General features: G+C 60.3%; 23 protein-coding genes. 10 read left to right on the top strand and 13 right to left on the bottom strand.

Annotated elements, in window-relative coordinates; translation table 11 throughout:
* Positions 1 to 111: 111 nt before the first annotated feature.
* Entirely contained in the window at positions 112 to 888 is a 777-nt protein-coding gene (locus ASF66_RS11430) for an iron-containing redox enzyme family protein (protein ID WP_056843925.1), read from the bottom strand.
* Between the two features lie 141 nt (positions 889 to 1,029).
* Here ASF66_RS11430 and ASF66_RS11425 point away from each other — a divergent pair, with 141 nt between their 5' ends.
* Positions 1,030 to 1,899, top strand: coding sequence for a LysR family transcriptional regulator (locus ASF66_RS11425; protein ID WP_056843924.1), 870 nt, complete (start codon positions 1,030 to 1,032; stop codon positions 1,897 to 1,899).
* A gap of 34 nt (positions 1,900 to 1,933) precedes the next feature.
* Here ASF66_RS11425 and ASF66_RS11420 read toward each other — a convergent pair whose 3' ends face one another.
* From ASF66_RS11420 to ASF66_RS11410, 3 genes are all read right to left on the bottom strand, one after another.
* Entirely contained in the window at positions 1,934 to 2,473 is a 540-nt protein-coding gene (locus tag ASF66_RS11420; protein WP_201782771.1) for a cysteine hydrolase family protein, read from the bottom strand.
* A 130-nt stretch (positions 2,474 to 2,603) separates the two neighbouring features.
* Positions 2,604 to 3,614, bottom strand: a complete 1,011-nt coding sequence (locus tag ASF66_RS11415) for an NADP-dependent oxidoreductase (protein WP_056843922.1) — start codon at positions 3,612 to 3,614, stop codon at positions 2,604 to 2,606.
* Between the two features lie 3 nt (positions 3,615 to 3,617).
* Positions 3,618 to 4,418 carry an SDR family NAD(P)-dependent oxidoreductase gene (locus ASF66_RS11410; RefSeq protein ID WP_056843921.1) on the bottom strand — a complete coding sequence of 267 codons (801 nt, stop codon included), beginning with the start codon at positions 4,416 to 4,418 and terminating at the stop codon, positions 3,618 to 3,620.
* A gap of 143 nt (positions 4,419 to 4,561) precedes the next feature.
* Here ASF66_RS11410 and ASF66_RS11405 point away from each other — a divergent pair, with 143 nt between their 5' ends.
* Positions 4,562 to 5,131 carry a TetR/AcrR family transcriptional regulator gene (locus ASF66_RS11405; RefSeq protein WP_056843920.1) on the top strand — a complete coding sequence of 190 codons (570 nt, stop codon included), beginning with the start codon at positions 4,562 to 4,564 and terminating at the stop codon, positions 5,129 to 5,131.
* A gap of 7 nt (positions 5,132 to 5,138) precedes the next feature.
* Here the strand turns inward: ASF66_RS11405 and ASF66_RS11400 are convergent, their stop codons facing one another.
* Positions 5,139 to 6,347, bottom strand: coding sequence for an MFS transporter (locus tag ASF66_RS11400; RefSeq protein WP_056843919.1), 1,209 nt, complete (start codon positions 6,345 to 6,347; stop codon positions 5,139 to 5,141).
* A 170-nt stretch (positions 6,348 to 6,517) separates the two neighbouring features.
* Between ASF66_RS11400 and ASF66_RS11395 the strand changes: the two genes are divergently transcribed.
* A complete protein-coding gene (locus ASF66_RS11395) occupies positions 6,518 to 7,297 on the top strand; it encodes a hypothetical protein (RefSeq protein ID WP_056843918.1) in 780 nt (259 codons plus the stop codon).
* Between the two features lie 63 nt (positions 7,298 to 7,360).
* Here ASF66_RS11395 and ASF66_RS11390 read toward each other — a convergent pair whose 3' ends face one another.
* Complete coding sequence (locus ASF66_RS11390; protein ID WP_056843917.1) at positions 7,361 to 7,558, bottom strand: hypothetical protein; 198 nt, start codon at positions 7,556 to 7,558, stop codon at positions 7,361 to 7,363.
* 151 nt (positions 7,559 to 7,709) lie between these two features.
* Between ASF66_RS11390 and ASF66_RS22060 the strand changes: the two genes are divergently transcribed.
* The 3 genes from ASF66_RS22060 (at position 7,710) to ASF66_RS11375 (ending at position 10,421) form a co-directional block, all read left to right on the top strand.
* A complete protein-coding gene (locus ASF66_RS22060) occupies positions 7,710 to 8,105 on the top strand; it encodes a GFA family protein (protein WP_082484640.1) in 396 nt (131 codons plus the stop codon).
* Between the two features lie 238 nt (positions 8,106 to 8,343).
* On the top strand, positions 8,344 to 9,819 hold the full coding sequence (katB, locus tag ASF66_RS11380; protein ID WP_056843954.1) for a catalase KatB: 1,476 nt from the start codon (positions 8,344 to 8,346) through the stop codon (positions 9,817 to 9,819).
* Between the two features lie 56 nt (positions 9,820 to 9,875).
* Positions 9,876 to 10,421 carry an ankyrin repeat domain-containing protein gene (locus ASF66_RS11375; RefSeq protein ID WP_056843915.1) on the top strand — a complete coding sequence of 182 codons (546 nt, stop codon included), beginning with the start codon at positions 9,876 to 9,878 and terminating at the stop codon, positions 10,419 to 10,421.
* 79 nt (positions 10,422 to 10,500) lie between these two features.
* Here the strand turns inward: ASF66_RS11375 and fic are convergent, their stop codons facing one another.
* From fic to lon, 6 genes are all read right to left on the bottom strand, one after another.
* Complete coding sequence (fic, locus tag ASF66_RS11370; protein WP_056843914.1) at positions 10,501 to 11,622, bottom strand: protein adenylyltransferase Fic; 1,122 nt, start codon at positions 11,620 to 11,622, stop codon at positions 10,501 to 10,503.
* A gap of 607 nt (positions 11,623 to 12,229) precedes the next feature.
* On the bottom strand, positions 12,230 to 13,477 hold the full coding sequence (locus tag ASF66_RS11365; protein ID WP_043184931.1) for a ribonucleotide-diphosphate reductase subunit beta: 1,248 nt from the start codon (positions 13,475 to 13,477) through the stop codon (positions 12,230 to 12,232).
* 643 nt (positions 13,478 to 14,120) lie between these two features.
* A complete protein-coding gene (cmoB, locus tag ASF66_RS11360; protein WP_056843913.1) occupies positions 14,121 to 15,077 on the bottom strand; it encodes a tRNA 5-methoxyuridine(34)/uridine 5-oxyacetic acid(34) synthase CmoB in 957 nt (318 codons plus the stop codon).
* A complete protein-coding gene (gene cmoA / locus ASF66_RS11355) occupies positions 15,074 to 15,856 on the bottom strand; it encodes a carboxy-S-adenosyl-L-methionine synthase CmoA (protein WP_177331297.1) in 783 nt (260 codons plus the stop codon). Before cmoA ends, cmoB begins: the two co-directional genes overlap by 4 nt.
* A 160-nt stretch (positions 15,857 to 16,016) precedes the next feature.
* Positions 16,017 to 16,409, bottom strand: a complete 393-nt coding sequence (locus tag ASF66_RS11350) for a protease inhibitor I42 family protein (RefSeq protein ID WP_056843911.1) — start codon at positions 16,407 to 16,409, stop codon at positions 16,017 to 16,019.
* A 324-nt stretch (positions 16,410 to 16,733) separates the two neighbouring features.
* The gene (lon, locus tag ASF66_RS11345) at positions 16,734 to 19,154 is read right to left on the bottom strand and encodes an endopeptidase La (protein WP_056843910.1); all 2,421 of its coding nucleotides are present in this window, start codon (positions 19,152 to 19,154) and stop codon (positions 16,734 to 16,736) included.
* A gap of 170 nt (positions 19,155 to 19,324) precedes the next feature.
* On the opposite strand from lon, the gene ASF66_RS11340 reads away from it, so the two are divergent.
* From ASF66_RS11340 to ASF66_RS11325, 4 genes are read left to right on the top strand one after another with little or no spacing between them, the layout of a single operon-like run.
* Positions 19,325 to 19,999 (top strand): methylamine utilization protein, encoded by a 675-nt coding sequence (locus ASF66_RS11340; protein WP_056843909.1) that lies wholly within the window; start codon positions 19,325 to 19,327, stop codon positions 19,997 to 19,999.
* Positions 19,983 to 22,343: a putative bifunctional diguanylate cyclase/phosphodiesterase gene (locus ASF66_RS11335; RefSeq protein ID WP_056843908.1), complete on the top strand. Its 2,361-nt coding sequence runs from the start codon at positions 19,983 to 19,985 to the stop codon at positions 22,341 to 22,343. The genes ASF66_RS11340 and ASF66_RS11335 overlap by 17 nt, the downstream gene beginning before the upstream one ends.
* A gap of 4 nt (positions 22,344 to 22,347) precedes the next feature.
* Positions 22,348 to 23,208: a DUF3034 family protein gene (locus tag ASF66_RS11330; RefSeq protein WP_056843953.1), complete on the top strand. Its 861-nt coding sequence runs from the start codon at positions 22,348 to 22,350 to the stop codon at positions 23,206 to 23,208.
* Position 23,209: 1 nt separating this feature from the next.
* Positions 23,210 to 23,635, top strand: a complete 426-nt coding sequence (locus ASF66_RS11325; RefSeq protein ID WP_056843907.1) for a group I truncated hemoglobin — start codon at positions 23,210 to 23,212, stop codon at positions 23,633 to 23,635.
* Positions 23,636 to 23,807: 172 nt separating this feature from the next.
* On the opposite strand, the gene ASF66_RS11320 is transcribed toward ASF66_RS11325, so the two are convergent.
* Complete coding sequence (locus tag ASF66_RS11320; RefSeq protein ID WP_056843906.1) at positions 23,808 to 26,219, bottom strand: glucose/quinate/shikimate family membrane-bound PQQ-dependent dehydrogenase; 2,412 nt, start codon at positions 26,217 to 26,219, stop codon at positions 23,808 to 23,810.
* Positions 26,220 to 26,230 lie beyond the last annotated feature (11 nt).

The raw sequence follows: 26,230 nt of genomic DNA, 5'->3' as shown, positions 1-26,230 counted from the left end.
CGCCGATGGTAGTGTGGGGTTTCCCCATGTGAGAGTAGGTCATCGTCAAGATTCAATTCCGAAACCCCTATCTGCGCAAGCAGGTAGGGGTTTTGTCTTTCTGGCTGATTTTCAGATACTGAGTGTGGAGGGTGCTTGCTCTTGGCTCGGGCGATACCCCATGGCATGGGCGATGCCGTTCCAGTACTGCTCCGTTAGTGTCATGAAATCATAGAAACCGTCTGCCAGCGCTGCGAACTCATCATCGTCGTGACACTCGAGAGTGGCTGTGTGAATCGCCTGTATCTTGTGCTCCTTCTCGGCATTGCCGATATGGACGTAGAAGTACTCGCAATGCTCGTGGAATTCGTCGTTGGAAGCGTAGAGATGCTGGTAGTGCCGCACGCCCTCATACAGGCGGGTGAGCGTGGAAAATGCGAGCCATTCCTGGGCCAACAGTGCGCCCAATGCGCGCTGACAGCCACTTTTCTCAGGCGTGCGGGTGTACAGGGCTTGCTGCTCAGCCACGAACTGGCGAGTGCTTGGCAGGATCAGATCATCGCTCAGCTTTGTCACTGGCGTGTAAGCAACCGCTACTCTGCTCAGGAGATCGGTCAGGAAATTCTCCAGCAAATGAATGTGGGCTTTCTGCGGTTGACCGTAGCCGTATTCGGAGTACAGATTCTTGGCAATCTCGACGCGGGCGCAGAGGTTGTCGGTGTGTACCAGCGACAATGCAAGCATTGTCGAAGTCTGCGAAGTTCTTACCAAATAATTCTTCGCAAACAGCGCCAGTTCATCAAAAGACAGCGGGGCGGCCAGCCAGCGTTCATAAAAGGCGTTATTCAAAGCGCCGTGCTGATGTACAGAGGTAGCGAGCTTGGTGATCTCTTCATAATAACCGGACATGCGCAGCTCCTTGTTTGTAACTTGGTGCTTCGAAGTTGTCGTTTGGTTTTTGATGCTGACTAGGCAGTAGCAGTAGAATCCATGGGCTAGGAGGCTCGCACAACTAAAAATAAATGAATCGGCGATTCACCAGAGGTGTATATGGATATCTCGCAATTAAGGATGCTCACCGCTATCTATAAAGCGGGAAGCATCGTCAAGGCCGCCAAATCGGTGCATTGCGTACCCTCGAACGTGACAGCGCGCATGAAGGCCCTGGAGGCCGAGCTCGGATGCTGTCTATTGAATAGACGAGACAAAGGCGTCGAATTAAGCGCCGCTGGAAAGCACCTGCTGACTCATGCAGAAAAGGTGCTGGAGGCATTTTCCGAAGCGCAGGCGTGTTTCGATGACACCCAAAAGCTCAGCGGTACGCTCAAAGTGGGGGGGATCGATTCTTTTGTCAGTACCCGCTTGGCCGCCATAGTTGCGGCGTTCACGCGTGAGTATCCCCAAGTGGTATTGGAGATCACTACGGGTACATGGCCGGATCTTGTAGAGAGCGTTGTGGAAGGGAGGCTGGATATTGCCATAGTTGCGTTTGCTCCGGTCAATCCGAAGCTCACGACTCATAAGATCACAGGTGAGCGGCCGGTGTTGGTTCATCCGCAGGCGTGGTTGCAGCAGGGCCCCTTGGATCTGAACAACCGAAAGCTTCTGGCATGGCCTGAAGGGTGCCCTTTCCAGGCGGTGGCACTGGCCTGGTGCAAGGCGTCGTTGCAGGGTGTGGAAACAGTGGTGTGTGGGAGCTGGGGCGGCATCATGGCGTGTGTCGAGCAGGGGATAGGCATGGCGGTAGTCCCCAGGGGCGTCTACGACAATCATCGAGCATTTCTGAATGTGATGGCGCGCGACGAGCTGGTATTCCCCAGGGTGGACCATTACCTGTTGACCCATAAACGCGCGAGCGGGCATCCAGTTCGGGAAGGGTTCGCGCAACTGGTGTGCGGTGCATCCGTACCCTCGATTTGAGTGTACGGACCTCTTGAGTGTGGGTGTTCTCTATTCAGGTATTGAAGTCGACGGCTGCGGTTTGCAGCGCCTGGATACGTACACCGAAGCTCTTGATGCTGGATAAGGTCGCGTTATGGTGGTCAATGATCTGCGCAGCATCGGCATGTGGCTTGGACTGCGTAGTGTGAGCATCGCTGATCAAGGTGATTTCATAGCCCAGACCTGCACCGCGGCGGATCGTGGTATCCACACAGAACTCGGTCGCATAGCCGCATACCACAAGGTGCGAAATATCGAACTGCTGCAACAGGGACTGGAGGTCGGTCCGCAGAAACGAGTCGGGGGTAGTTTTGCTGAGGTAGCGATCTGTTTCTGCGGTGACGAGTCGATGATCGAGCGCCCAGGTAGCACTGCCTCGCACGAGAAACTCGCCGTTGGCGAGCTCGTGCTGGACGAAGATTACGGGCACGTTCTGTGCTCTGGCTGCCACTGTGAGTGTGTTGATGCGTTCGATCACATCATGTGCGAAGGCAGGTGCCGGCTCTGCCTGGAACAGGCCTTGTTGTACGTCGATGACGATTAACGCTTTCACAGGGTTCAAGTCCTTTGAATGGGGTAAGAAGCTTTGTGCACGCCCCGGACGCATCGCAGGGCCTGCGACGCTCAGACTAAGCGGTAATGGCTGTTTCTTCCATACGCCTGACCTTACCTGCTGCGACATTTCATGCAGGTGGTTGCATCTGGATCACCACTTTCCCCTTTGCGCGACCATTTCGGACGTGGGCCAGTGCGTCTGCAATCTTCGCGAAGGGATAGACCGTGTCGATCACCGGGGTGATGACACCGCTTTCCACGAGCTGGCTGATGTGTGCGAGTTGCTCGCCGTCCGCGCGCATGAATACGAAATCATAGCTGCAGCCCTGCTGACTGACCTGTTTGCGGATGCGGTAGCTTAACAACCGCATAAGTTGCTTCAGGGGCCAGCCGAGGCCCTGGCTGGCGGCGAACGCCGGGGTCGGGGGGCCGGAGATGGAGATCAACTGGCCGCCGGGCTTCAAGACCATCACCGACTCGCTCAATACGTCCGATCCCAGGCTGTTGAGTACTACATCGTAGTCTTGCAGCTGTCGGGCGAAATCCTGCGCTTTGTAATCGATCACCTGATCGGCGCCCAAGGCCTTCAACCACTCGACATTGGCCGTGCTGGTGGTAGTGGCCACATAGGCGCCCAAGTGTTTGGCCAACTGAATGGCGACCGTACCCACGCCACCTGAGCCTGCGTGGATCAAGACTTTCTGGCCCGGCTTGACCTTGGCGGTTTCGACCAGGACTTGCCAGGCGGTCAAAGTCACCAAGGGTAGAGACGCTGCCTGGACCATGGTCAGGTTCACTGGCTTGGCGGCTACATACGATTGATCGATGGCAATGCGTTCGGCGAAGGTGCCGATACGCGACGGGTGCGGCCGGGCATACACTTCGTCGCCGGGTTTGAAGCGGGTGACATTGGCTCCGACTTCGAGCACCACGCCCGCTACGTCATTACCCAATGCCAGGGGTAGCGTGTACGGCAGGATCAACTTGAATTCGCCGTTGCGAATCTTGATGTCCAGCGCATTGACGCCGGCCGCATGCACGAGTACCAAGACGTCGCTGCCAGCCAAGGTGGGTTCGGGCATTTCGGCTATCTGGCCTACAACACCTTTACCGTAACGATCGATGACGAACGCTTTCATGACTCATTGCCCAACAGTGGCAGGAGTCAGATAGCGCTCGGCCGGCGTTGCCTGGCGCAGATCCGCGAGCAGCAAATAACGACTATCGTTGAGTGCCGTCCAGCGCTCGGCCACATGCAGCGGTGGGATGGTGACGAGCTCGCGACGGTCGTAACCTGCCAGGGCGGCGTCCACCAGATCGCCCACCTCCATGACTTCAGGCAAGGTCGCGATATCGATCCCGGAATGCTGCCAGATCTCGGTGCGTGTGGTTGCGGGCAGCACCGCTTGTACATAGACGCCCTTGGGGCCCAGTTCCGCTTGCAAGCCTTGGGACAGGAACAGCACGAACGCCTTGGTGGCACCATACACGGTCATCTGCATCTCAGGAGCCAGACCCATCACCGAGCCAATGTTGACGATACTGCCATGACCCGCCTGCGCCAGACGTGGAGCGATGGCCGCTGCCAGGCGTGTCACTGCAGTCACATTGAGCGCGAGCAGGCTGTCGAGGGCGCTGGCGCTTTGTTGGGTGAAGCCGCCGGCCTGACCTGCGCCGGCGTTGTTGATCAGGACACCGATGCTGGCATCTTCGGCCAGGCGCTTCTCCACTTGGGCCAGATCTTCGGCGCGGGTCAGGTCCGCTTGCATGAGGGTGATGTTCACACCGTTTTCGTCGCGCAATCTTGCGGCCAGTTTTTCCAGGCGATCGCGGTTGCGTGCGACCAGGACCAGGTCGTGCCCGCGGCGGGCGAAACGTTCGGCGTAGGTGGCGCCGATGCCGGTGGAGGCGCCGGTGATCATTACAGTGGGGAGCGTGTTCATCGGAGGAGATTCCTGACGGCTAGATGGCAGCCCTGCGCTGCGACGAATTTATGATGATGATCGAAATCTAAACCGTCAAGCATTTTGATGTCAGTCGACATCAATGTATACTTGGCGTCAGTCTTCACCTCACAGGCATCGACATGAAGGTCAGCAAGGCACAGGCGCAGGCCAACCGTGCGCACATCGTTGAAACCGCCTCCACCCTGTTTCGCGAGCGGGGTTACGACGGCGTGAGCGTGGCTGATCTGATGGCCGCGGCCGGCTTCACTCACGGCGGTTTCTACAAGCATTTCCGCTCCAAGGCAGACCTCATGAGCGAGGCGGCGGCGTGTGGCTTCGCGCAGATGGAAGCCAGCACGGCTCAGGCCGAACGTGCAGCGCTGATCGAGGGCTACCTGTCGCGCGAGCATCGCGATGCACCTGGTGAGGGCTGCACCCTGGCGGCATTGTCGGCCGATGCCGCCCGCCAGCCTGAAGAGATCAAGGCGGTGTTTGCGCAGGGGATGGAGCGGATCCTGGCCGGTGTGGAGCCTGCTTCGGTCGAGGTAGACGAGGCCACGCGGCAGGCTGCACGGGCCGAGCGAATCAATGCCCTGGCGCACTTGGTCGGCGCACTGATGCTCTCCAGAGCATGTCCGGATGACTCTGCGCTGGCTGATGAGATTCTGGAAAGCTGCCGGGCAACCGCGTTGGCACGTTTGCAGGGGTAGGGCTGCCTTAGCGGCACGTTTTCTGGTCCGAAGCGCACGAGCCTGCTTGGCCCAACCACCAGTGAGCCGTTGCGCCCAGTACGGTGGACATAATAGCCAGTGTCAGGATCACCTTCTGCGTACCAACGGGCGCGGCCAAGAGGGCGACGAGTAAGCCCGCCGCTGGCTGCGACAGGTTATTGAGCAGGGTGATCACTCCCACCGTCTTGCCGAAATCCTGAGGGGGAATGACGCGCTGACGAATGCTGCGCATGTAGACGTTGAACATCTTGTCGAAGCCCACGATCAACAAAAAACCTGATACATAGCCTGCCAGGTTCGGAGTCATTGCGCAGATGAACCCACCTGCAGCGATCAGCACGTATGACACACCGCCCAGTACCCTCAGGGGAATGACGACGCGCGCGAGCAGTACCAGTATGGCGATGGTGGCGACGGCCCCCGCCGCCTGCAGCCAGGCGTAGCTGTCCTTGTCCGCGCTGAAACTTCCGATCACCATGGCCGCCGAAGTAGCCGCCGTCACGCCGACGATCAGGTTCACTCCAACGGCCAACGTGATGATTTTGCGCAATTGCGCTGTGGTACGGATATGCCCAATGGCAACTCGAAAAGGTTGTAGCCACGCGCCTTGACCCTGGTCGAATGGCGCGATATCTATCTGACTGAGCCGTTGCCAGATCAGCATGCTTGCATCGGCCAGCAGAAATACCCCAGCGACACACAGCACAACCCAGTGCCAGGCCCAGACTTCCAGCATCAATGCAGCGACCAATGGGCCCAGGACTAAACCGGTCTGGTCGGCGATTTGCGAGTAGGAGAGGGTCTTGGTGTAGCTGTAGTGGTGGAATACGCGTGGCATCAGTACTTCGCGAGCCATGACGCCTCGGGTTGTCAGTACGCCACACAGCGCCGACAACACCACCAGCCAGGCGATGCCACCGAACAACAGGGACAGAATAACGGCCAGCACACAAAGTAAAACCCGGTAGATCTGGCTGATATGCAGAATTCGGACGGGTGAGAAGCGGTCGCACAATACGCCACAGAAAGGGAAGGCCAAAAACCTGGGCAACGATTCAACAAAGAACGCAAGGCCGGCCCACGCTGCGCTCTGAGTCGCCTGGAAGACCACCAGCGGAACGATGAACAATAGAATCTGGTCCGCGAGGCGTGACAGGAACAATGAGACGAAGAATGCGATGTAGTCCTTTCGCATGATAGGGTCCTTTATGTTTCCAAGCAGGCTCTGAGAGGGGCGAAACACCGTCGTGCATTACACAACCGCTGACATCGGATTGATAGATACAGATAGCGTGGATAAATGGAACAGTCCCGTTGTTTTTGAACAGGCGTCGAATATTTTCTTTACCTGCATGAGTGCCCGCCATGACTGAACCGAACGCTTCCACACTCTTCATGGGCTGGGACGTCGGCGGCTGGAATTGCGACCGGAACCCGGCTAGCCGCGATGCTCTGGTCGTTCTGAATGCTGAGCGCCGGTTAGTCGGTAAGCCTTGGCGGGGCAATCTGCGTCGGACGATCAATGAAGCAAGTTCCACGGAAGAGTTTATCCATGGGCTGTTGAAACTGTGCGCAATAGACACTGCAGTTCATCAAGCGCCCCGCCTGCTCATGGGCATCGACACTCCGCTGGGCTTCTCCCGACCTTTCATCGACCTCATCACCCGTGGCATGGCCGTGCCCACTGTTGGCGAGTCATCCAGCAACCCCTACCTGCACCGGCGTACCGAACATTTTCTGTTCGAACGAGGGCTCTATCCGCTGTCGCCGATCAAGGACATGATCGGCAGCCAGGCAACCAAGGGCATGCATGTGCTGGGGCGATTCGCGCCCATTCGTGAAGCCTGTGGCGTATGGACGGACGGGCGGATGCTGCGGGCGATCGAGGCCTATCCCTCTGCGTGCAAGCGGTCGGCCTGCATCGAGGCCTTGCGAGCGCCTTTCTACGTTGACGGCGCGAGCGTTCCGCGAATATTTGTAGCGGGGCTTGAACATATCGATGCACAGGATGCGCTGACGTGCGCGTTGCTGGCCTGGGCCTTCGAGCATAGACCGCAATGGCTGGCTCAGCCGATGGCGGATATCGATCCGGTGGAGGGGTGGATATTCGTGCCGGAGGATGGGTTGCGAGAGGGAGCTTACTGAACAGGAGTGATGTGCGGCTGTTCATGAACCGCCGCAAAATCTTGCAGCGGTCCTTTTCCTCGCTTAGCGCTGCACGCCTTTGATCTTCTCAAGACGCATCTCGTAGCCCTGACCTGGTTGAGTCACGGTTTCTGTTTCTACTGTCTGTACAACGCGGCCATCGGCGTCTTTGGTAACGGTGACACTTTTACTGTAAGCAGTCTGTACGCAACCGGAAAGGCCGATAACGGCAAGAAGCAGAAATGCGATGTGGGTTTTCATGGTGGATTCCTGTCCAGATATGAAGGGGCGCGGAGCATAGCGTGATATACAGCGATTAGCTATTTCAATTAAACAAGATGACTGCCTCGAAGCGCGTGTTTGCGCGGATCTTCGATGGTAGTTTGAAAGACCCATCCAGGAGGAAACTGAGATGAAAGGAAGCTGCGCATGTGGAACTGTCGGTTACGAGATCGATCAAGTCGATATGCCTATTGTTCACTGCCATTGTGTAACCTGCCGAAAAACGCATGCCGCCTCCTATGTCTCCACGGCCGGCGTGCTTCGGAAGCATTTCAAGTGGACTCAGGGGATAGACGCCCTGAGTGTGTTTGAATCATCCCCCGGGAAAGTCCGCCACTTTTGCTCCCGGTGTGGCTCACATCTTGCCGCCGAGCGCAGTGATTCGGGGGTGATCATAGTACGTGTAGCGACATTGGATGAAGACCCCGGCCAACGGCCTGCCTATCATATTTGGATCGAGCAAGATGTAGCTTGGCTTGATGGGCAAGGGCTGCCCACTTATCAGCAATGGCCGCCAGATCGATAAGGCTAGGTGTGTTGGCATAGGTTGCAGTAGGCGCCTGACATGGTTGGCACCCTTACGTTGGGAGCCTGCCATGCCGTATCAGCTCGTCTCTGCCTATCGCCTTGATAGGCTCTTCCAATTTAGCCTCATCCTCCAGTGCCGTTACCCTCTCGGTGTATTCAGTCATAAGAACCGTGAGGGATTCACTATGAAAATCAGGACCTTATCAGGGTATGCGGTCACTGCATTGGCCATCGGCATGTCTTTGTCGTCCGCGTTTGCCGATACCTTGACCCGCGACAATGGCGCCGCCGTCGGCGATAACCAGAATTCTCAGACCGCTGGACCCAACGGGCCGGCGCTGCTTCAGGACGTTCAGCTGTTGCAGAAACTGCAGCGCTTCGACCGCGAGCGCATTCCAGAGCGCGTGGTGCATGCCCGTGGTACGGGTGTGCATGGCGAGTTCGTCGCTTCCAGCAACATCAGTGAGTTGACCAAGGCCAAGGTGTTTACGCCAGGCACCCATACACCGGTGTTCGTGCGCTTCTCGTCGGTCGTCCACGGCAACCACTCGCCGGAAACGCTGCGCGACCCACGTGGTTTCGCGACCAAGTTCTATACGGCGGACGGCAACTGGGATCTGGTCGGCAATAACTTCCCGACCTTCTTCATTCGTGACGCCATCAAGTTTCCCGACATGGTGCATGCGTTCAAACCCGACCCGCGCACCAACCTCGACGATGATTCCCGTCGTTTCGACTTCTTCTCCCACGTGCCGGAAGCGACCCGCACGCTCACCCTGCTGTACTCAAACGAAGGCACGCCTGCAGGCTATCGCTTCATGGACGGCAATGGCGTGCACGCCTACAAGTTCGTCAACGCCAAAGGCGAAGTGCACTACGTGAAGTTTCACTGGAAGAGCCTGCAAGGTCTGAAGAATCTGGACCCGGAACAAGTCGTGCAAACCCAGGGCAAAGACTACGCGCACATGACCCATGACCTGGTCACCGCAATCAACAAGGGTGATTTCCCGAAGTGGGACTTGTATATCCAGGTGCTCAAACCTGAAGACCTGGCCAAGTTTGCATTCGACCCGCTCGACGCGACCAAGATCTGGCCTGACGTACCGGAGCAGAAGATCGGGCAGATGGTACTGAACAAGAACGTCGATAACTTCTTCCAGGAGACCGAACAGGTCGCCATGGCACCGTCCAACGTAGTGCCGGGGATCGAGCCGTCGGAAGACCGTCTCCTGCAAGGCCGTGTGTTCTCGTACGCCGATACCCAGATGTACCGCCTGGGCGCCAACGGCATGAGCTTGCCGATCAACCGTCCGCGCGTCACCGTCAACAATGGCAACCAGGATGGCGCCTTGAACAGCGGACATACCACCGGTGGGGTGAACTACGAGCCGAGCCGTCTCGCACCGCGCCCAAGTGACGACAGCGCGCGTTACAGCCAAACGGCTTTGAGTGGTACTACTCAGCAGGCGAAGATCCAGCGCGAGCAGAACTTCAAACAGGCGGGCGACTTGTACCGCTCCTATTCGTCCAAGGAGCAGCAGGACCTGATCAACAGCTTCGGCGGTTCTTTGGCTGACACGGATACCGAAAGCAAAAACATCATGCTGTCGTATCTGTACAAGGCCGATCCGGCCTACGGCACAGGCGTGACCAAAGTTGCCAATGGCGATTTGGAAAAGGTCAAACAGTTGGCCGCCAAGCTTCAGGACTGATGCATCCGATCACCGGCCGTGTAACAACGGTCGGTGATCTACAGGAGCAAAATCTCATGCGATATTTCATTCCCTGGATCTGCTCGGCGATGATGCTTTCAACAGCTGCCTTGGCCGATGACACACCACCCCCCGATACCCGCCAGCAACTTCGTGAACTGTACTTCGACGCCGCACGTTCGGGCAGCACCGACCGTTTGGGCGCGTTCATCGAGGCTCATTATGACTTGGACACCCGCGACGAAAGCGGCTACACCGCGCTGATTCTGGCGGCTTATCACGGCCAGACGGCGGCTGTGGAGCAGTTGCTGGCGGCTGGGGCGAATCCGTGTAGCCAGGATAAACGTGGGAATACGGCGCTGATGGGGGCCATTTTCAAAGGTGAAGTGAGCATCGCCCATCGATTGCTCAAGGCAGACTGCGCGACGGATGAGCGAAACAACTCGGGACAGACGGCGGCGATGTATGCGGCGTTGTTTCAGCGCAAGGATATTCTCGAGGCGTTGGCGGCGAAGGGGGCGGATCTGGATGCACGGGATGACAGAGGGAATGATGCACGGTCGTTGGGGGAGGGGCGGTTTAGTTCAGGTCCCTTGCGTTGAGCGCCCGATGGCAAAGAAATGAATAGGTGAATGGGATGGAAGCGGGCAGCGAGAAGCAGACTTTTCCGCTCTTTGGCTCTCAACCATAGCGCGTAAAGTCGTTCCTATCCCGAGTCAAAAGCTGCATTAACTTGGGATGAGTAAACAGCTTCTCTTTACCTACCTGCACTTCCTGCAGAATGCCGATACTCACGAGATCCTTGAGGTAGCGTGAAGCAGCCTGTCGCTGAGCAATCTGCTTGTCGATGACATTACCAATGCGGCAGTAGGGCTGTTCGAAAATCACATCGACCAATTCGCGAGAATAGATTTTTGGCAACTGCTCCCGAACATATTGGCTGGTGTGCTCTGCCAAGCTGCGGATAGCGGTGATTTTCGCCGTGGTCCATTCGGTAGTCTCTTTGACGGCGGTAAGCATGAATCTTATCCACGGCTCCCATGCCTGGTTGCGGGTAACATCGAGCAGCAGACGATAGTAGTCCGCGCGATGGGCAATGATGTAATGGCTGAGGTAGAGAATCGGCAGATTCAACAGCCCCTCCTGGATCAGAAACAGCGTGTTGAGGACGCGCCCTGTGCGGCCGTTACCATCGGTAAAGGGATGGATCGCTTCAAACTGGTAATGCCCGACAGCCATCCGCACCAATGGGTCGAGATCGGTCTCGTAGTGCAGGAAGCGCTCCCAATTCGCAAGCATGTCGCGTATGGGCTCTTCGCCGTCTGGCGGTGTGTAGATAATTTCGCCGGTTCGATCATTCGCCAACTGCACACCGGGCACTCGCCGTATGTCCATGTCCACGCCCTTTAGCGTGCGGCATATCTCTACTGCGGTGTTAGTGGAGAGTGGGCGCTCGGCCAATGACTGAAAGCCCTGATGCAGCGCTTTGCGATAACGCAGTGCTTCCTTCGTAGCAGGGTCTGCATGGTTGGCCGTGTCATGGGCATGCTGAAAGAGCAGATCCGTTGTAGTCACGATGCTTTCTATTTCCGAGCTGTCCTTGGCTTCCAGCAACGGAATGGTGTTTATCAACACGGTCTGATTGGGAATGAGCTCTGCCGCTTGCTTCAACTCGGCCAGGGAGCTACGTGCTTGAATGCAGAGTTTGAGCACCGCACGCGTTTCCAGCTCGACGGCAGGTGGTAATGCCCCAAGCTGGTTATGGGGTTTGTCGGGTCGCCAGACCAGAGAAGAGTCGATCATAAGCGTTGTAGCCTGGGTCTATTTGTGGTGGTTCAACGTAGCGTGCACCTACACGCGCGCCGCTATTGCGTTCCGAGTGTATGCATAAGAGCGGATCATGTCGCTATTTTTGGATTTTAGCGACACGTCCCGCAGTCATGTCGCTGGCAGCGACATGTGCCGGAAACGTGTCGCTGAAACGTGGTTTCATCGACATGATAATCCAGCATGCGTTTGAGAGCATTTTTCAGCGACATGTTGGTAGGCTGAAGGTCCTGCGCAGCTACACAGTCCAAAAACACACTGTTCAGCAGGCGGGTGGCTTACATGAACACCGTGCAGACACCTTCCACCAGCCGACATGCGCCGACAACCTACCTTCATGTGATCGATTTCTTCGCTGTCCAAGATCACTAACAAATCCCGCATCCGCATCCAGCTCTCGTCCTGCCAGTGCAACGGACTCACCAGCCGAAGCTGGAACGGTGCTGGCTGAAGCCGTGAGTACTGCGTTCAGTGCAGAGGTAACAGTGGCCAATGGCTTTGTGTCGGTTTTTTTTCGGTAAATTTTTTCACAAAAAAGGTCGCCCATGGGCGACCTTCGTTTTGCGGGAATCCAGCTTAAATTTCAATCCCAGCTCAACGCCCCACCTGTCTGATACTCAATCACTCGCGTCTCAAAGAAGTTCTTCTCCTTCTTCAAGTCCATGATCTCGCTCATCCATGGGAACGGGTTCGTGGTGCCTGGGTATTCTTCCTTCAAGCCAATCTGCGACAAGCGACGGTTGGCGATGAACTTGAGGTAGTCCTCCATCATCGCTGCGTTCATGCCCAGCACGCCGCGAGGCATGGTGTCGCGGGCGTATTCGATTTCCAGCTGGGTGCCTTGCAGAATCATCTGCGAGGCTTCTTCCTTGAGTTCGGCGTCCCACAGGTGTGGGTTTTCGATCTTGATCTGGTTGATCACGTCGATGCCGAAGTTCAGGTGCATGGATTCGTCGCGCAGGATGTATTGGAACTGCTCGGCGACGCCGGTCATCTTGTTGCGGCGGCCCATGGAGAGGATCTGGGTGAAGCCGCAGTAGAAGAAGATGCCTTCGAGTACGCAGTAGTAGCCGATCAGGTTGCGCAGCAGCTCTTTGTCGGTTTCGACGGTGCCGGTGTTGAATTCCGGGTCGGAGATGGCGCGGGTGTACTTGAGGCCCCAGGCGGCTTTTTTAGCGACCGATGGGATCTCGTGGTACATGTTGAAGATTTCGCCTTCGTCCATGCCCAGTGATTCGATGCAGTACTGGTAGGCGTGGGTGTGGATCGCTTCTTCGAAAGCCTGGCGCAGGATGTACTGGCGGCACTCCGGGTTGGTGATCAGGCGGTACACGGCCAGGGCCAGGTTGTTGGCGACCAGGGAGTCGGCGGTGCTGAAGAAGCCCAGGTTGCGCATGACGATGCGGCGTTCGTCGTCGGTCAGGCCTTCCGGGTTTTTCCAGAGGGCGATGTCGGCGTTCATGTTGACTTCTTGCGGCATCCAGTGGTTTGCGCAGCCATCCAGGTACTTCTGCCAGGCCCAGTCGTACTTGAAGGGGACAAGTTGGTTGAGGTCGGCGCGGCAGTTGATCATGCGCTTTTCGTCGACGGCGACGCGGGCGGCGGAGCCTTCGAGCTCGGCCAGGCCTTCGGCGATGTCGAGTTTGTTCAGGGCGGCCTTGGCGCGGGCTACGGCGGCGGAGTCGCTGGCGTGGGCGGCGCGGGCTTCCTGGGCGGCGGCACCGCCGGCGCTGTCGAGTTTGTCCATGGCAGCTTCGCTGGCGTGGCCGGCGTTGGCGCCTTTGGCGGGTTCGGCTGCGTCTTCTTTGTCGAATTCGTCCCAGCTCAGCATGGGGGAGGCTCCTGCTCGAGGCCGCTCGTGGCGGCTGATGAATTTGGAAATCTGATTACCGGGGTTGCGTGGTGCAACCTGGCGTTACGTGCGTGTTGCGGCGCCGGGTCCAGGCTTTTTCAGCGTGGTGCCACAGCGTGGGCTATCAACGATCCGGTCGGAACGCGCTGAGGGACTCGCTTCGCGGTCGGGCTTCGGTCGATGGACTCGTGCCGGCTTCGATGTCGCGATGGGTCATGTCTCAGGTCCTTGAAGTGGGCGGCGATTATAGGGTTTTTTGCTTGCTCGTGTTCACGTGCGGTCACAAAAAAATCGGTCGAAACTCGTATTTCTCAGGACTGTTGCGTTCACTGCCGGTGTGTAGGCAGTAATAGCCGCAACCTTACGAAAATCGCCTATGTGGTGGTTTTCGTAAGAAGTGGACACAGGATATAGGCTTGAGTTCGGCTTGGAAACCCGACTGGCTGTTCAGAAAATAGCCAGATTTTCCCATGGGTAGTCTCAAGTCCTTGCCCTGCCTGCCTTCCGCGAAATGCAACCCTTCAGGATTTTTTTGTGGTTCTGTGAAGGAGTCGATGAGCGGCAGAGAGGCGAGTGCGACGGTGTTTGTTCACCGCCCATTCGCCTGTTCCAGGCTTGACCGTTATTTACGGGCAGTGATCACCGCCCGCATCGGCGCGGGCAGGCCTTCGACGGTTTTGCTGTGGTCGTCCGGATCGAGGAAGTCACTCAGTGACTGGAACTTCATCCATTCGGTGCCGCGCTGCTCGGCCACGGTAGTGATGCTAACGTCCACGCATTTCACGTCACTGAAGCCGGCGCGGCGCAGCCACAGTTCCAGGGCGGGCACGGAGGGGAGGAACCAGACGTTGCGCATCTGCGCGTAGCGGTCTTCGGGCACCAGGACCTGATGTACGTCGCCGGGGACGACCAAGGTTTCCAGGACCAGTTCGCCGCCTTTGACCAGGCAGTCCTTGAGCGCCAGCAGGTGCTCGATGGGGGAGCGGCGGTGGTAGAACACACCCATGGAAAACACCGTGTCGAAACCTTCGAGGCCGGCGGGCAGGTCTTCCAGGGCGAAGGGCAGGTGCCAGGCGGGCAGGTCGGGCAGATAACGCTGCACCGCCTGGAACTGGCAGAAGAACAGCCAGTTGGGGTCGACGCCGATGACGCTGTCGGCGCCGGCGCCGAGCATGCGCCATTGGTAGTAGCCATTGCCGCAGCCGACGTCGAGAACCCGTTTGCCGCGCAGGTCGAGGTGCGGGGCGACGCGCTCCCATTTCCAGTCCGAGCGCCATTCGGTGTCAACGTGGACGCCGAACAGGTCGAACGGGCCTTTGCGCCAGGGTGACAGGCCCATCAGGGCCGCGCGCATCTGGTCGTGGGTGGAGGCGTTGTCTGCGCAGTCCAGGCGCAGGCCGTTGACCAGGTCGATGTCGCAGGCGGTGACCGGGGGCAGGGCATCGAGGGCGCTCTGCCAGCGTTGCAGGTCGCCGTGACCTTTTTCCATCTTGGTGTCGAGCTGGGCTTGCAGGCCATTGGCCCAGTTGGCCAGCGGGGTGTTGGCCAGGCGGCGGACGAGCGGGGACAGGTCAATCATGGCAGGGCGATCATCGAGGCGAAGTTGAGGCATTGGAACCAGGGCACGACCTTGCTGAAGCCTGCAGCAAGCAGGCGATCGCGGTTTTCTTCGAGGCTGTCGGGTTTCATGACGTTTTCGATGGCGCTGCGTTTCTGCGCTATTTCCAGGTCGCTGTAGCCGTTGGCGCGTTTGAAGGCGATGTGCAGGTCGGTGAGCAGGTCGTGTTGTTGGTCGTCTTCGAAGCGCAGCTTTTCCGAAAGGATCAGTGCGCCGCCGGGCACCAGGGCCTGGTGGATGCGGGTGAGCAGTTCCAGGCGCTGGGCCGGGGGGATGAACTGCAGGGTGAAGTTGAGTGCGATGACCGACGCCGGTTTGAAGTCCAGGGCGAGGATGTCGCCCTCGATGACGGTGACCGGCAGCAGCTCCTGAAACATGGAGTTCTGCGCGTTGAGGTATTCACGACAGCGCTCGACCATGGCCTGGGAGTTGTCGATTGCGATCACCTGGCAGTCTTCGGTGCGCACGTGCCGGCGCAACGCCTGGGTGACGGCGCCCAGCGAACTGCCCAGGTCGTAGAGGGTGGTGTTGGGCTGGGCGAATTGCGCCGCGAGCACGCCGAGGTTTTCCACGATGGTGGGGTAACCGGGCACCGAGCGTTTGATCATGTCCGGGAACACGCGCACCACGTCTTCGTTGAAGGCGAAGTCGGGGACCTGGCTCAGGGGCTGGGCGAATAGGCGGTCGGGCTCTTTGCTCACGGGGCGATCCAGGCGGGTTGCGGGAAAACGGGGCGGCATTTTAGCGGATGTGGGGCGGGGGTGCATTTTTTGTGGGGGGCGGTGTGGTTTTTTGCGCCCTGAGGAGATCCGTAGGAGCGGTCATCGGCCGCGAAAGAATATCGCGGGGTGACAGAGGTACCGAGGTGGCTCGTTCGCGGCCGATGACCGCTCCTACAGGCTACTTGACGGTGATGTCGCAGCTGAAGGTTTCAGCGGGCGGGACCTCGGGGGCCCAGGGTTGTTGCAGCACGAGCATCAGGTGGCCATCACCTGGCGCGCGTGCCTGGAAGCGCCAGGTGGATTGCCCGGCGGCACCGACCACGCCGGTTTCCCGAGCGCTGCTGTAGACCTCCGGGCCCAGGCTGCGCAGGACGCTGGCACCGGGGTTCTGTACCAGCCAGCGGTAGCCGGTGCTGGGGTTGGTGGGCAATTGCAGGGTGATGGTCTGGCCGACGCTGAGGGCAACCGGGCACTGGCTCTGGTTTTCCAGTTCGATGTTATGCCGCGGTTGCTGGGCGCAGGCCGTAAGCAAGGTGAGGCTGGCGGGCAGTATCAGGCGGACGACGGACATGGTGGCTCCGAACGGACGAGGATGGGGCAAGCATAACCCAGTTCATCGAATGTGCAGGAGTCAGGCGCCCGGGCCGCGTTTGAGAAGATTGCGGTGCGTTCGGTGGGGCGGCGGTGGACCCGGACGCGGCTCGCGCCGCTGCTACAGGGGATTGTGGTGTTTGGAGGCGTAGCCACCGCGCGCGCCGCGTCAGGACGCGAGGGGTGTGGCGGATGAGGCCGTTGTAGCAGCGGCGCGAGCCGCGTCGGCGGTAGATAAAGTATGTCTGAGGGGACGCGATGCCCCCTGACGCGGCTTGCGCCGCTGCTACAGGGGGTGGATGGGTTAGAAGAGAATCTTGGCGACGTCGGCAAAACGTTTGGCAAAGTGCACGGTGATGCCCTGCTTTAGGTAATCCGGCAGCTCTTCGAAGTTGCCTCGGTTGGGCTCTGGCAGAATCAATTCCATGATCTTCTGGCGTCGTGCGGCGATGACTTTTTCGCGCACGCCGCCGATTGGCAGGACGTGCCCGGTCAAGGTCAGTTCGCCGGTCATGGCCACGCCTTTCTTCGGCGCCTGATCGCGGGCCAGGGACAGCAGGGCGCTGGCCATGGTCACCCCCGCACTCGGACCGTCCTTGGGCGTGGCGCCCTCAGGCACGTGCAGATGCACGAAGGCTTCGTCGAAGAACTTGGAATCGGCGCCGAACTGCGCAAGGTTGGAGCTGATGTAGCTGTAGGCGATTTCCGCCGACTCCTTCATCACCTCGCCCAGTTGCCCGGTGAGCTTGAAACCGCGGTTCAGGGTATGGATGCGCGTCGCCTCGATCGGCAAGGTCGCGCCACCCATGCTGGTCCAGGCCAACCCGGTAATCACGCCTTTGCCCGACAGCACCTGCTCGCTGCGGAATACCGGCATCCCCAGAGAAGCTTCAAGGTCCTTGGGCACCAGTTTGATCGGCACATCGGGTTTGTCGATCAACTGCACGACTGCCTTGCGCACCAGTTTGCCCAGCTGTTTCTCCAACTGGCGCACGCCGGCCTCGCGGGCATAGCCCTCAATGACGGTGCGTAGGGCGCTGTCGCTGATGGTCAGGCGATTTTTGTCGACACCTGCCTTGGCCAGCTGCTTGGGCCACAGGTGACGCTTGGCGATCGCCATTTTCTCTTCGGTGATGTAGCCGGACAGGCGGATCACTTCCATGCGGTCGAGCAGCGGGCCGGGGATGGAATCCAGGGTGTTGGCGGTGCACACGAAGAGCACCTTGGACAAGTCCAGGCGCAGATCCAGGTAGTGGTCGAGGAAGTCGACGTTCTGTTCCGGGTCCAGGGTTTCCAGCAGTGCCGACGCCGGGTCGCCCTGGAAGCTCTGGCCCATCTTGTCGATTTCGTCGAGCATGATCACTGGGTTCATCACATCGACGTCCTTGAGCGCCTGCACCAGCTTGCCCGGCTGGGCACCGATGTAGGTGCGGCGGTGGCCCTTGATTTCGGCCTCGTCGCGCATGCCGCCCACGCTGAAGCGATAGAACGGTCGGCCCAGGGACTCGGCGATGGACTTGCCGACGCTGGTCTTGCCCACGCCTGGCGGACCGACCAGCAGCACGATGGAACCGCTGATTTCACCTTTGTAGGCGCCCACGGCAAGGAATTCGATGATGCGTGTCTTGATGTCATCCAAGCCGGCGTGGTGCTGGTCGAGCACCTTGCGCGCATGCTTGAGGTCCAGCTTGTCCTTGCCGTAGACACCCCATGGCAGGGCAGTGGCCCAGTCCAGATAGTTGCGTGTGACGGCGTACTCGGGCGAACCGGTTTCCAGAATCGACAGTTTCTGCATTTCCTCGTCGATGCGCTTCTGCGCCGCGGGCGGCAGGGTCTTGTCCTGCAGGCGCTGCTGGAACTGCTCGACGTCGGCACTGCGATCGTCCTTGGTCAGGCCCAGCTCCTGCTGGATGACCTTGAGCTGTTCCTTGAGGAAGAACTCGCGCTGGTGCTCGCCGATCTTCTTGTTCACCTCGGCGGAGATTTCTTTCTGCAGCCGTGCGACTTCGACTTCCTTGCGCAGCATCGGCAGGACTTTTTCCATGCGTCGCAGCATCGGCACGCAGTCGAGCACGCCTTGCAGCTCGTTGCCCGTGGCCGAGGTGAGCGCGGCGGCGAAGTCGGTCAGCGGCGAGGGATCGTTGGGGCTGAAGCGGTTGAGGTAGTTCTTCAGCTCTTCGCTGTACAGCGGGTTGAGCGGCAGCAGCTCCTTGATGGCGTTGATCAGCGCCATGCCGTAGGCCTTGACCTCGTCGGTGGGCTCGATGGGCTGCTGCGGGTATTCGACTTCCACCAGATAGGGCGGGCGGTGATGCTTGAGCCAGGTGCGGATGCGCACGCGCGACAGACCTTGCGCGACGAACTGCAGCTTGCCGTTTTCGCGGCTGGCGTGGTGGATCTTCACCAGGGTGCCGTACAGCGGCAGGCTGGAGGTATCGAAATGACGGTGGTCGTCGGGCGGGGTGTCCATGAAGAACAGCGCCAGCGAGTGGTGTTCGGTGTTGGCGACCAGGTCGAGGGTTTCCGCCCACGGCTCTTCGTTGACGATGACCGGCAGCACCTGCGCGGGGAAGAACGGACGGTTGTGGATCGGGATGACGTAGACCTTGTCCGGCAGGTTCTGCCCAGGCAGGGCCAGTTCGGTGCTGGAGTGGGTCGAGTGCTCGATGTGCTCGTTGTCCAGATGTTCGGACGGATTCTCGTTGGATTCCTGCTGGTCGCTCATGGGGCACCTGCGTCAATGACTATGCTGCTTAGATGGGGCAGGGCACGACTGGTTTCAATGGCGGCACTGAAGCTTTGCGGCGGGCGGCCGATAAGGGTTGTAACCGGGCTTGTAACCGGCGCAGGCCGAACGCGACGGCAGGCAACATTTCCATTCGTCAGGTAGATTTCATGCTCAGGTTAGGCGCCTTGCTCAGCGGTTTGGTCTTCAGTACCTGGGTCGGCGCTGCCTCGTTCGAGGCTCGGATCGTTCAGGCCGATGGCGCACCCCTGGCCGACGCGGTGCTCAGCCTGTCAGGCGGCCCGGCTGCCGCAGGCTCCAGAAAGGCCACGGCGATCATGGACCAGCGTGCGCAGAAGTATCTGCCGCACGTGTTGGCGGTGGCCACGGGCACGTCGGTGTCGTTCCCCAACAACGACAACATCCGCCATCAGGTGTATTCCTTTTCACCGGCCAAGCGCTTCGAATTGCGTCTGTACGAAGGCACGCCGAGCCAGCCGGAGTTGTTCGACAAGCCGGGCGTCGTGGTGCTGGGCTGCAACATTCACGACTGGATGCTGGGCTATGTCTACGTGACCGATGATCCCTGGTTCGCCGTCAGTGATGAACAAGGGCGCGTGCGTTTCGATCAATTGCCTGCGGGCCACTACCAAGTGAGTCTGTGGCATCCGCGCAGTGCAGATGCGCACGTGCAGCAGACAGGAAAACTGGACATGACGACGACGGACATGACGCAGCGCTACACCCTGACGGTCGAAGCGACGGCGGACGACGCGGTGCAGGAACCGGCGACCAGCCCATTCAGTGAGGCATTCAAAAAGGCTGCCGGTGAAGCTGCGCACTAGTTTCCAGGCGCGCATCGCCTGCGTCCTGATCCTGCTGCTGCTGGTAGTGGTCGGGGCGTTGACCGTGGCCGTCAAAGTGGCCACCAATGACGCCGTGCGTGCCCAGGCCCGCGATCAGCTGCAGGTGGGGACGCGGGTGTTCGAGCGCTTGCTGGACATGCGCGGGCGTCGTTTGCGCGACGGCGTACAGTTGCTGGCGGCGGACTTCGGTTTCCGCGATGCGGTGTCCAGCGGCGATTCGGCTACCATCCGTTCGGCCCTGCAGAACCAGGGCGCACGTATCGGTGCCACCGACATGTTCGTGCTGGACATGGACGGCCGGGTCCTGGCCAGTACGGTCGATCAGGTCCCCACCGGCAGCGTGTTTCGCTACGACACGGCGCTGCGCGAACTGCGCCGCAGCAATCAATCGGTACTGTTCGTGCCGTTGCAGGGGTTGCCGCACCTGCTGGTGGAGGCGCCGGTGCTGGCGCCGTTGCCGATCGCACGCGTGGTGATGGGCTTCAGCATGGACGTGGCCCTTGCCCGGGAGCTGAATTCCCTGACCAACCTGCAGGTGTCTTTTCTCAGCAGCGAGGCGGGCAGGGCCGGCGAGCTGGTCAGCACCCAGCCGGCAGAGCTGGCCGCCAGCATCGCCCAGTGGATGCAGATCAATGAATCGGCGGCGCAACGTATTTCCCTGTCCGAACACGAGGAGCGCACCTACCTGAGCCAGCCGTTGCTGCTGGCCAGCAGCGGCGGTGCCGAGGGCGGGCGGGTGATGGCGCTGCTGCAGAGTCCGCTGGACGAAGCCATGCGCCCGTTCATGGCGCTGGACCGCAATATCTTCGGCATTGCCCTGGCGGCATTGCTGGCCTCCCTGGTGGGCGCGCTGTTGCTGGCACGCAGTGTCTCGCTGCCGCTGCAAAGCCTGGCTCGGGCGGCGGGGCGCATTGGCCATGGTGACTACCAGACCGACGTGCCGCTGGACCGTACCGACGAGCTGGGCGTGCTGGCCCAGGCCATCGGCCGTATGCAGGCCGGGATTGCCGAGCGCGAGCAGCGACTGGCGCACAACGCCCTGCACGACGCCCTGACCGGACTGCCCAATCGCGCATTGGCCATGGAGCGGCTGGGCAGCGCGATTGCCGCCGACCGCCCGATCGCGCTGCTGTCCATCGGTATCGACAACCTGCGTGAGCTCAGCGAAAGCGGCGGCCCGACCTTCGTCGACAAGCTGCTCCAGCAAGTCGCGCAGACCCTGCTGGAACTGGTACGGCCCGGCGACACGGTGGCACACCTGATCACTGACGAATTTCTCCTGCTGCTGGAAAACGTCGACAGCGACAGCGCCGTGGCGGTGGCCGACAAACTGCAACAGGTGTTGCTGCAGCCTCATCGTTTCGGCGGGCACGACGTGGCGATCGACTGCCGCATCGGCATCGCCGCCTTTCCCGCCGACGGCTTGAGTGCCGAAGAATTGCTTGCGCGCTCGGCCATTGCCATGCGCGACGCCGCTGACATGCCAGGACGCCTGCAGGTGTATCAGCACGGCCGGGACCTGGCGCACCAGCGCCAGGTGCGCCTGATCCGCGACCTGCGCCGCGCGGCGGCGAATAACGAGTTGTCCCTGCACTACCAGCCCAAGCTGGACCTGCGCGACAAGCAGGTCCGTCAGGCCGAGGCCTTGCTGCGCTGGCAACATCCGCAACTGGGCAACGTCTCGCCCGGTGAGTTCATCGAACTGGCCGAGCGCACCGGCAGTATCCAGACCCTGACCCGCTGGGTCATCGAGGAAGGCATTCGGCAGTTGAGCGAGTGGAATGCTCGCGGCCTGGTCGTGCAACTGTCGCTGAACATTTCCGCGGACGATCTGCTCGGAGCCGATCTGCACGAGCGTGTCCTGCGCCTGCTCGATCTGTACGGCATATCAGCCGAGCAGTTGATCTTCGAGATCACTGAAAGCGCAATCATGCGTGAGCCGGAAAAAGCCTTGAAGGTGCTCAACAGTCTGCGCGACAGCGGTATCAGCCTGTCGGTCGACGACTTCGGCACCGGCTATTCGTCATTGGCCCACCTCAAGCGCTTGCCGGTGCAGGAGCTGAAGATCGACCAGTCGTTCGTGCGTAACCTGGATGAGACCAGCGAGGATGCGGTGATCGTGCGATCCACCATCGAGATGAGCCATAACCTGGGCCTCAAAGTCGTGGCCGAGGGCGTGGAATACGAACACAGCCTGCGTCTGCTGGAGCGCTGGAACTGCGATACCGCCCAAGGCTATCTGATCAGCCGACCTTTGACCGCGGCTGCCTTCGAAGCCTGGATGCAGCCTCCTTTGCCCACCTCGACTGCCGTTGTTCACTGAGGTCATGATGCGAAAAGCCCTGTTGTTGTGCTCGCTGGCCCTGTGTTGGCAGCCTTCTGTTCATGCCAGTGAAGGCCGCCTGCTGGCCACCGGCGGTGCCAGCAGTATCGACGGGGCTGCGGGCGGCGGCATCACGCCTTGGGCGGTGCTGTCCGGTTACGGCGAAGAAGGCGAGTGGGGCGCAACGGCGTTCGCCACGCGCGTGGACCTGCCTGACTACCGGCTGGACGTAGCCGGCATGGCCGCCAGCTATGGGAATCGCATCGAATTTTCCTATGCCCGGCAACGCTTCGACCTGGGCTCGCTGGTGCACAAGCTGGGGCTGCCCGAAGACAGCCTCAGTCAGGATGTGTTTGGCGTGAAGGTGCGCTTGTTCGGCGATCTGATCTACGACCAGCTGCCGCAAGTGGCGCTGGGTCTGGCGTACAAGCGGCAGAAGGATTTTCTCATCCCCAGTCTGGTCGGCGCGCAGCGTGACGAAGATGTCGAGGGCTACCTGACGGCCAGTCGCCTGTTCATGGGCGCGGCGTTCGGCTACAACCTGCTGATCAACGGCGGGGTGCGCTACAGCCGCGCCAATGAACTGGGCCTGCTGGGTTTTGGTGGCGACCGGCGTGACAGCCGCAGCCTGTTGAAAGAAGGGTCGGTGGCCGTGCTGTTCAACCCGCGCTGGGCACTGGGTGTGGAGTACCGGGAGAAGCCGGACAACCTGTCGTTCGCCGGTGAAAGCGATTGGGCGGATGTGTTCCTGGGGTATTTCCCCAACAAGCATCTCGCGATTGTGCTGGCCTATGCGCGGCTGGGTGAAATCGCCACGCTGGATAACCAGAACGGTACCTACCTGTCCGTGCAGGGGAGTTTCTGAGATGCGCCTTTATGTGCTGGGCATGGCCCTGTTGCTGAGTGCCTGCGCGGGCCAACAGCAGCCAGCGCGTGACGACAGCCTGTACCAGGCACTCGGCGGCAAGCCGGGGATCAGCCGGATCGTGGAAGGAATGTTGCTGAACGTGGCCCGGGACGAGCGGATCGTCGCGCATTTTCGCAACGTGAACATCGAATTGTTGCGTCGGCAATTGATCGACAGGTTCTGCGTCGAGGCGGGTGGGCCGTGCACCTACACCGGCGATGACATGGCCGAGGCGCACAAGGGGCAGAACATCAGCCGCAGTGAGTTCAATGCGCTGGTGGAGGATCTGATCAAGGCCATGGAAGCGCAGGGAGTTCCGGTGCCGGCGCAGAATCGGCTGCTGGCCAGGCTGGCGGCGCAGCGGGGGGAGGTGATTGAGAAGTAGGGGGTGTCAGTGAAGCCCTATTCGGGGCCCTATTCGCGGGCAGAGCCCGCTCCCACAGGTTTTGCTTCATACCCAGCTATGTGAGAGCGGGCTCTGCCCGCGAATAGAGCTTCACTGACACTCCACCCCAAAAAAACGGCTCCCGAAGGAGCCGTTTCTCGTCACATCAGCATCACTTGCTTTCAGGCAATGCGAACGCCATCACGTAGTCACCCTGCTTGGTGCCCAGCGAGCCATGCCCGCCGGCAACCACCACCACATACTGACGACCGTCCTTGCCGGTGTAGGTCATCGGGGTGGTCTGCGCGCCCGCTGGCAGGCGGCCTTCCCACAATTGCTTGCCGTTACGGATGTCGTAGGCACGCAGGTACTGGTCAAGCGTACCGCTCAGGAACGACAGGCCGCTGGCGGTGGTGAACGTACCACCCAGGCTTGGCACGCCCATGGTCAACGGGATCGGCACAGGCGAGCTGTCGCGCACGGTACCGTTCTTGTGTTTCCAGATGGTCTGGTGCGTGGTCAGATCGACCGCAGCGACGTAGCCCCAGGCCGGAGCCTGGCACGGCAGGCCCATCGGCGACAGCAGCGCTTCCAGGATCACGCCATAAGGTGCGCCCTTGTTCGGCTGCACGCCTTCGGTTTCGCTCTTGCGACCCGGGCCGCCGGCCACTTCTGCGGCAGGCACCAGCTTGGAGCGGAAAGCCATGTAGCTTGGGTTGACGAAGGCCACCTGGCGTACCGGGTCGACCGACAGGCCACCCCAGTCGAACACACCGAAGTTGCCTGGGTACACCAGAGTGCCCTGCAGCGAAGGCGGTGTGAACGGACCTTCATAGCGCAGCGACTTGAAGTCGATCCGGCACAGCATCTGGTCGAACGGCGTCACGCCCCACATGTCGCGCTCTTGCATCACTGGCGGCATGAAGTTGAGGTCGGACTTGGGTTGGGTCGGCGAGGTGCGGTCGCCTTCCACCGCGCCCTGTGGCACCGGTACTTCGTGGATCGGCACGATCGGCTCGCCGGTCAGGCGGTTCAGCACGTAGATGCTGCCCTGCTTGGTCGAGGCCAGCACGGCAGGCTTCACGCCCTCGGCAGTCTTGAGGTCCATCAGGGTTGGCTGGCCGCCGACGTCCATGTCCCACAGGTCGTGGTGGGTGAACTGGTAGGTCCACTTGACATGGCCGGTGTCGATGTCCAGCGCGGTCAGGCCGGCGCTGTATTTTTCCGACTCTGGGGTACGGTTGCCGCCCCACTGGTCAGGCATCTGGTTGCCCATGGGCAGGTACAGCATGCCGTTCTTTTCGTCGACGCTGAACATGGACCACATGTTCGGCGAGTTGCGGGTGTAGGTCTGGCCAGGGGCAATCGGCGTGGTGTCGTCGGGGTTGCCGCTGTCCCAGTTCCATACCAGGTGACCATCGTGCACGTCGTAGGCGCGGATCACGCCCGAAGGCTCGTCCACCGACACGTTGTCGGTCACGTGACCGCCGATCACGACCAGGTTCTTGGTCACGGCCGGTGGCGAGGTGGAGTAGTAGCCACCAGCAGCGAATTCGCCGATGTTGGCGCGCAGATCGATCTGGCCTTTGTCACCGAAGTCTTCGCACATCTTGCCGGTATCGGCGTTCAGGGCGATCAGACGGGTGTCGGCGGTCGGCACGAAAATGCGTTTCGGGCAGGCAGTCGGCGCAGCGGCAGGTGCGCTGGCGTCGGTGACCGGGCTGGCGGCAGCGTAGGCTGCGTCATCGTGATACGACACGCCACGGCAGGTCATGTGCGCCCAGCCCTTGAAGTTCGGCGCGTTCTGCGTGCTGATCTTCGGGTCGAAACGCCAGATTTCCTTGCCGGTGTCCGGGTCCAGGGCGATGACCTGGCTGTGCGGCGTGCACACGTACAGCATGCCGTTGACCTTGAGCGGAGTGTTTTCCGCAGTGGTCTCGCCCGGATCGTTCGGGCCGGGGATGTCGCCGGTGCGGTAGGTCCAGGCCGGGGTCAGCTTGCTGACGTTGTCCGGGGTGATCTGTGCCAGGGGCGAGTAACGGTCACCGTGGGCACTGCGGCCATAGGAGTTCCAGTCGCCGTCCGGCATGGCCGGCGCGGTGTTCGGCATGTTGGCGGTTTCACGGTCCAGCTCGCCCTTGATTTCACCAGGGTTGGTGAACTGGCTGGCCAGTGCGCAGAGACCGGCCAGGACCACGGCGATGCTCAACGCAGCCGTAGCCTTGGGTGCAGGCTGGCGCAGCAGTGGCTTGCGGAACCAGGGCAGCAGCAGGACCACGCCCAGGGCAAACCACAAGGCCAGGCGTGGCACCAGTTGCCACCAGTCCAGACCCACTTCATACAGCGACCAGATAGTGCTGGCGAACAGTACCGCTGCATACAGACCGATCGCCGAGCGACGGCCTTGAAGCAGCAACACGCCAGTGAAGCCCACGCCGATACCGGCGATCAGGTAGTACAGCGAGCCACCCAGAGTGGCGAGTTTGATACCGCCGGCCAGCAAGGCCAGGCCCATCAGCAGCATTACGATACCCAAGATATTGGGCAGTAGACGCGACCGACGCGGTGCACCGTCAGTGCTCATAGTGAAGAATC

It is taken from the genome of Pseudomonas sp. Leaf129, from assembly GCF_001423465.1.
GTDB classification, from domain to species: domain Bacteria; phylum Pseudomonadota; class Gammaproteobacteria; order Pseudomonadales; family Pseudomonadaceae; genus Aquipseudomonas; species Aquipseudomonas coleopterorum.
This window is presented reverse-complemented; position numbering and strand designations above follow the sequence as displayed.

Bases quoted from the DNA above. Each gene is read 5' to 3' on its own strand.
- ASF66_RS11430 (WP_056843925.1), bottom strand. From the start codon at position 888: ATGTCCGGTTATTATGAAGAGATCACCAAGCTCGCTACCTCTGTACAT.
- ASF66_RS11425 (WP_056843924.1), top strand. From the start codon at position 1,030: ATGGATATCTCGCAATTAAGGATGCTCACCGCTATCTATAAAGCGGGA.
- ASF66_RS11415 (WP_056843922.1), bottom strand. From the start codon at position 3,614: ATGAAAGCGTTCGTCATCGATCGTTACGGTAAAGGTGTTGTAGGCCAG.
- ASF66_RS11410 (WP_056843921.1), bottom strand. From the start codon at position 4,418: ATGAACACGCTCCCCACTGTAATGATCACCGGCGCCTCCACCGGCATC.
- ASF66_RS11405 (WP_056843920.1), top strand. From the start codon at position 4,562: ATGAAGGTCAGCAAGGCACAGGCGCAGGCCAACCGTGCGCACATCGTT.
- ASF66_RS11400 (WP_056843919.1), bottom strand. From the start codon at position 6,347: ATGCGAAAGGACTACATCGCATTCTTCGTCTCATTGTTCCTGTCACGC.
- ASF66_RS11395 (WP_056843918.1), top strand. From the start codon at position 6,518: ATGACTGAACCGAACGCTTCCACACTCTTCATGGGCTGGGACGTCGGC.
- ASF66_RS11390 (WP_056843917.1), bottom strand. From the start codon at position 7,558: ATGAAAACCCACATCGCATTTCTGCTTCTTGCCGTTATCGGCCTTTCC.
- ASF66_RS22060 (WP_082484640.1), top strand. From the start codon at position 7,710: ATGAAAGGAAGCTGCGCATGTGGAACTGTCGGTTACGAGATCGATCAA.
- katB (WP_056843954.1), top strand. From the start codon at position 8,344: ATGTCTTTGTCGTCCGCGTTTGCCGATACCTTGACCCGCGACAATGGC.
- ASF66_RS11375 (WP_056843915.1), top strand. From the start codon at position 9,876: ATGCGATATTTCATTCCCTGGATCTGCTCGGCGATGATGCTTTCAACA.
- fic (WP_056843914.1), bottom strand. From the start codon at position 11,622: ATGATCGACTCTTCTCTGGTCTGGCGACCCGACAAACCCCATAACCAG.
- ASF66_RS11365 (WP_043184931.1), bottom strand. From the start codon at position 13,477: ATGCTGAGCTGGGACGAATTCGACAAAGAAGACGCAGCCGAACCCGCC.
- cmoB (WP_056843913.1), bottom strand. From the start codon at position 15,077: ATGATTGACCTGTCCCCGCTCGTCCGCCGCCTGGCCAACACCCCGCTG.
- cmoA (WP_177331297.1), bottom strand. From the start codon at position 15,856: ATGCCGCCCCGTTTTCCCGCAACCCGCCTGGATCGCCCCGTGAGCAAA.
- ASF66_RS11350 (WP_056843911.1), bottom strand. From the start codon at position 16,409: ATGTCCGTCGTCCGCCTGATACTGCCCGCCAGCCTCACCTTGCTTACG.
- lon (WP_056843910.1), bottom strand. From the start codon at position 19,154: ATGAGCGACCAGCAGGAATCCAACGAGAATCCGTCCGAACATCTGGAC.
- ASF66_RS11340 (WP_056843909.1), top strand. From the start codon at position 19,325: ATGCTCAGGTTAGGCGCCTTGCTCAGCGGTTTGGTCTTCAGTACCTGG.
- ASF66_RS11330 (WP_056843953.1), top strand. From the start codon at position 22,348: ATGATGCGAAAAGCCCTGTTGTTGTGCTCGCTGGCCCTGTGTTGGCAG.
- ASF66_RS11325 (WP_056843907.1), top strand. From the start codon at position 23,210: ATGCGCCTTTATGTGCTGGGCATGGCCCTGTTGCTGAGTGCCTGCGCG.
- ASF66_RS11320 (WP_056843906.1), bottom strand. From the start codon at position 26,219: ATGAGCACTGACGGTGCACCGCGTCGGTCGCGTCTACTGCCCAATATC.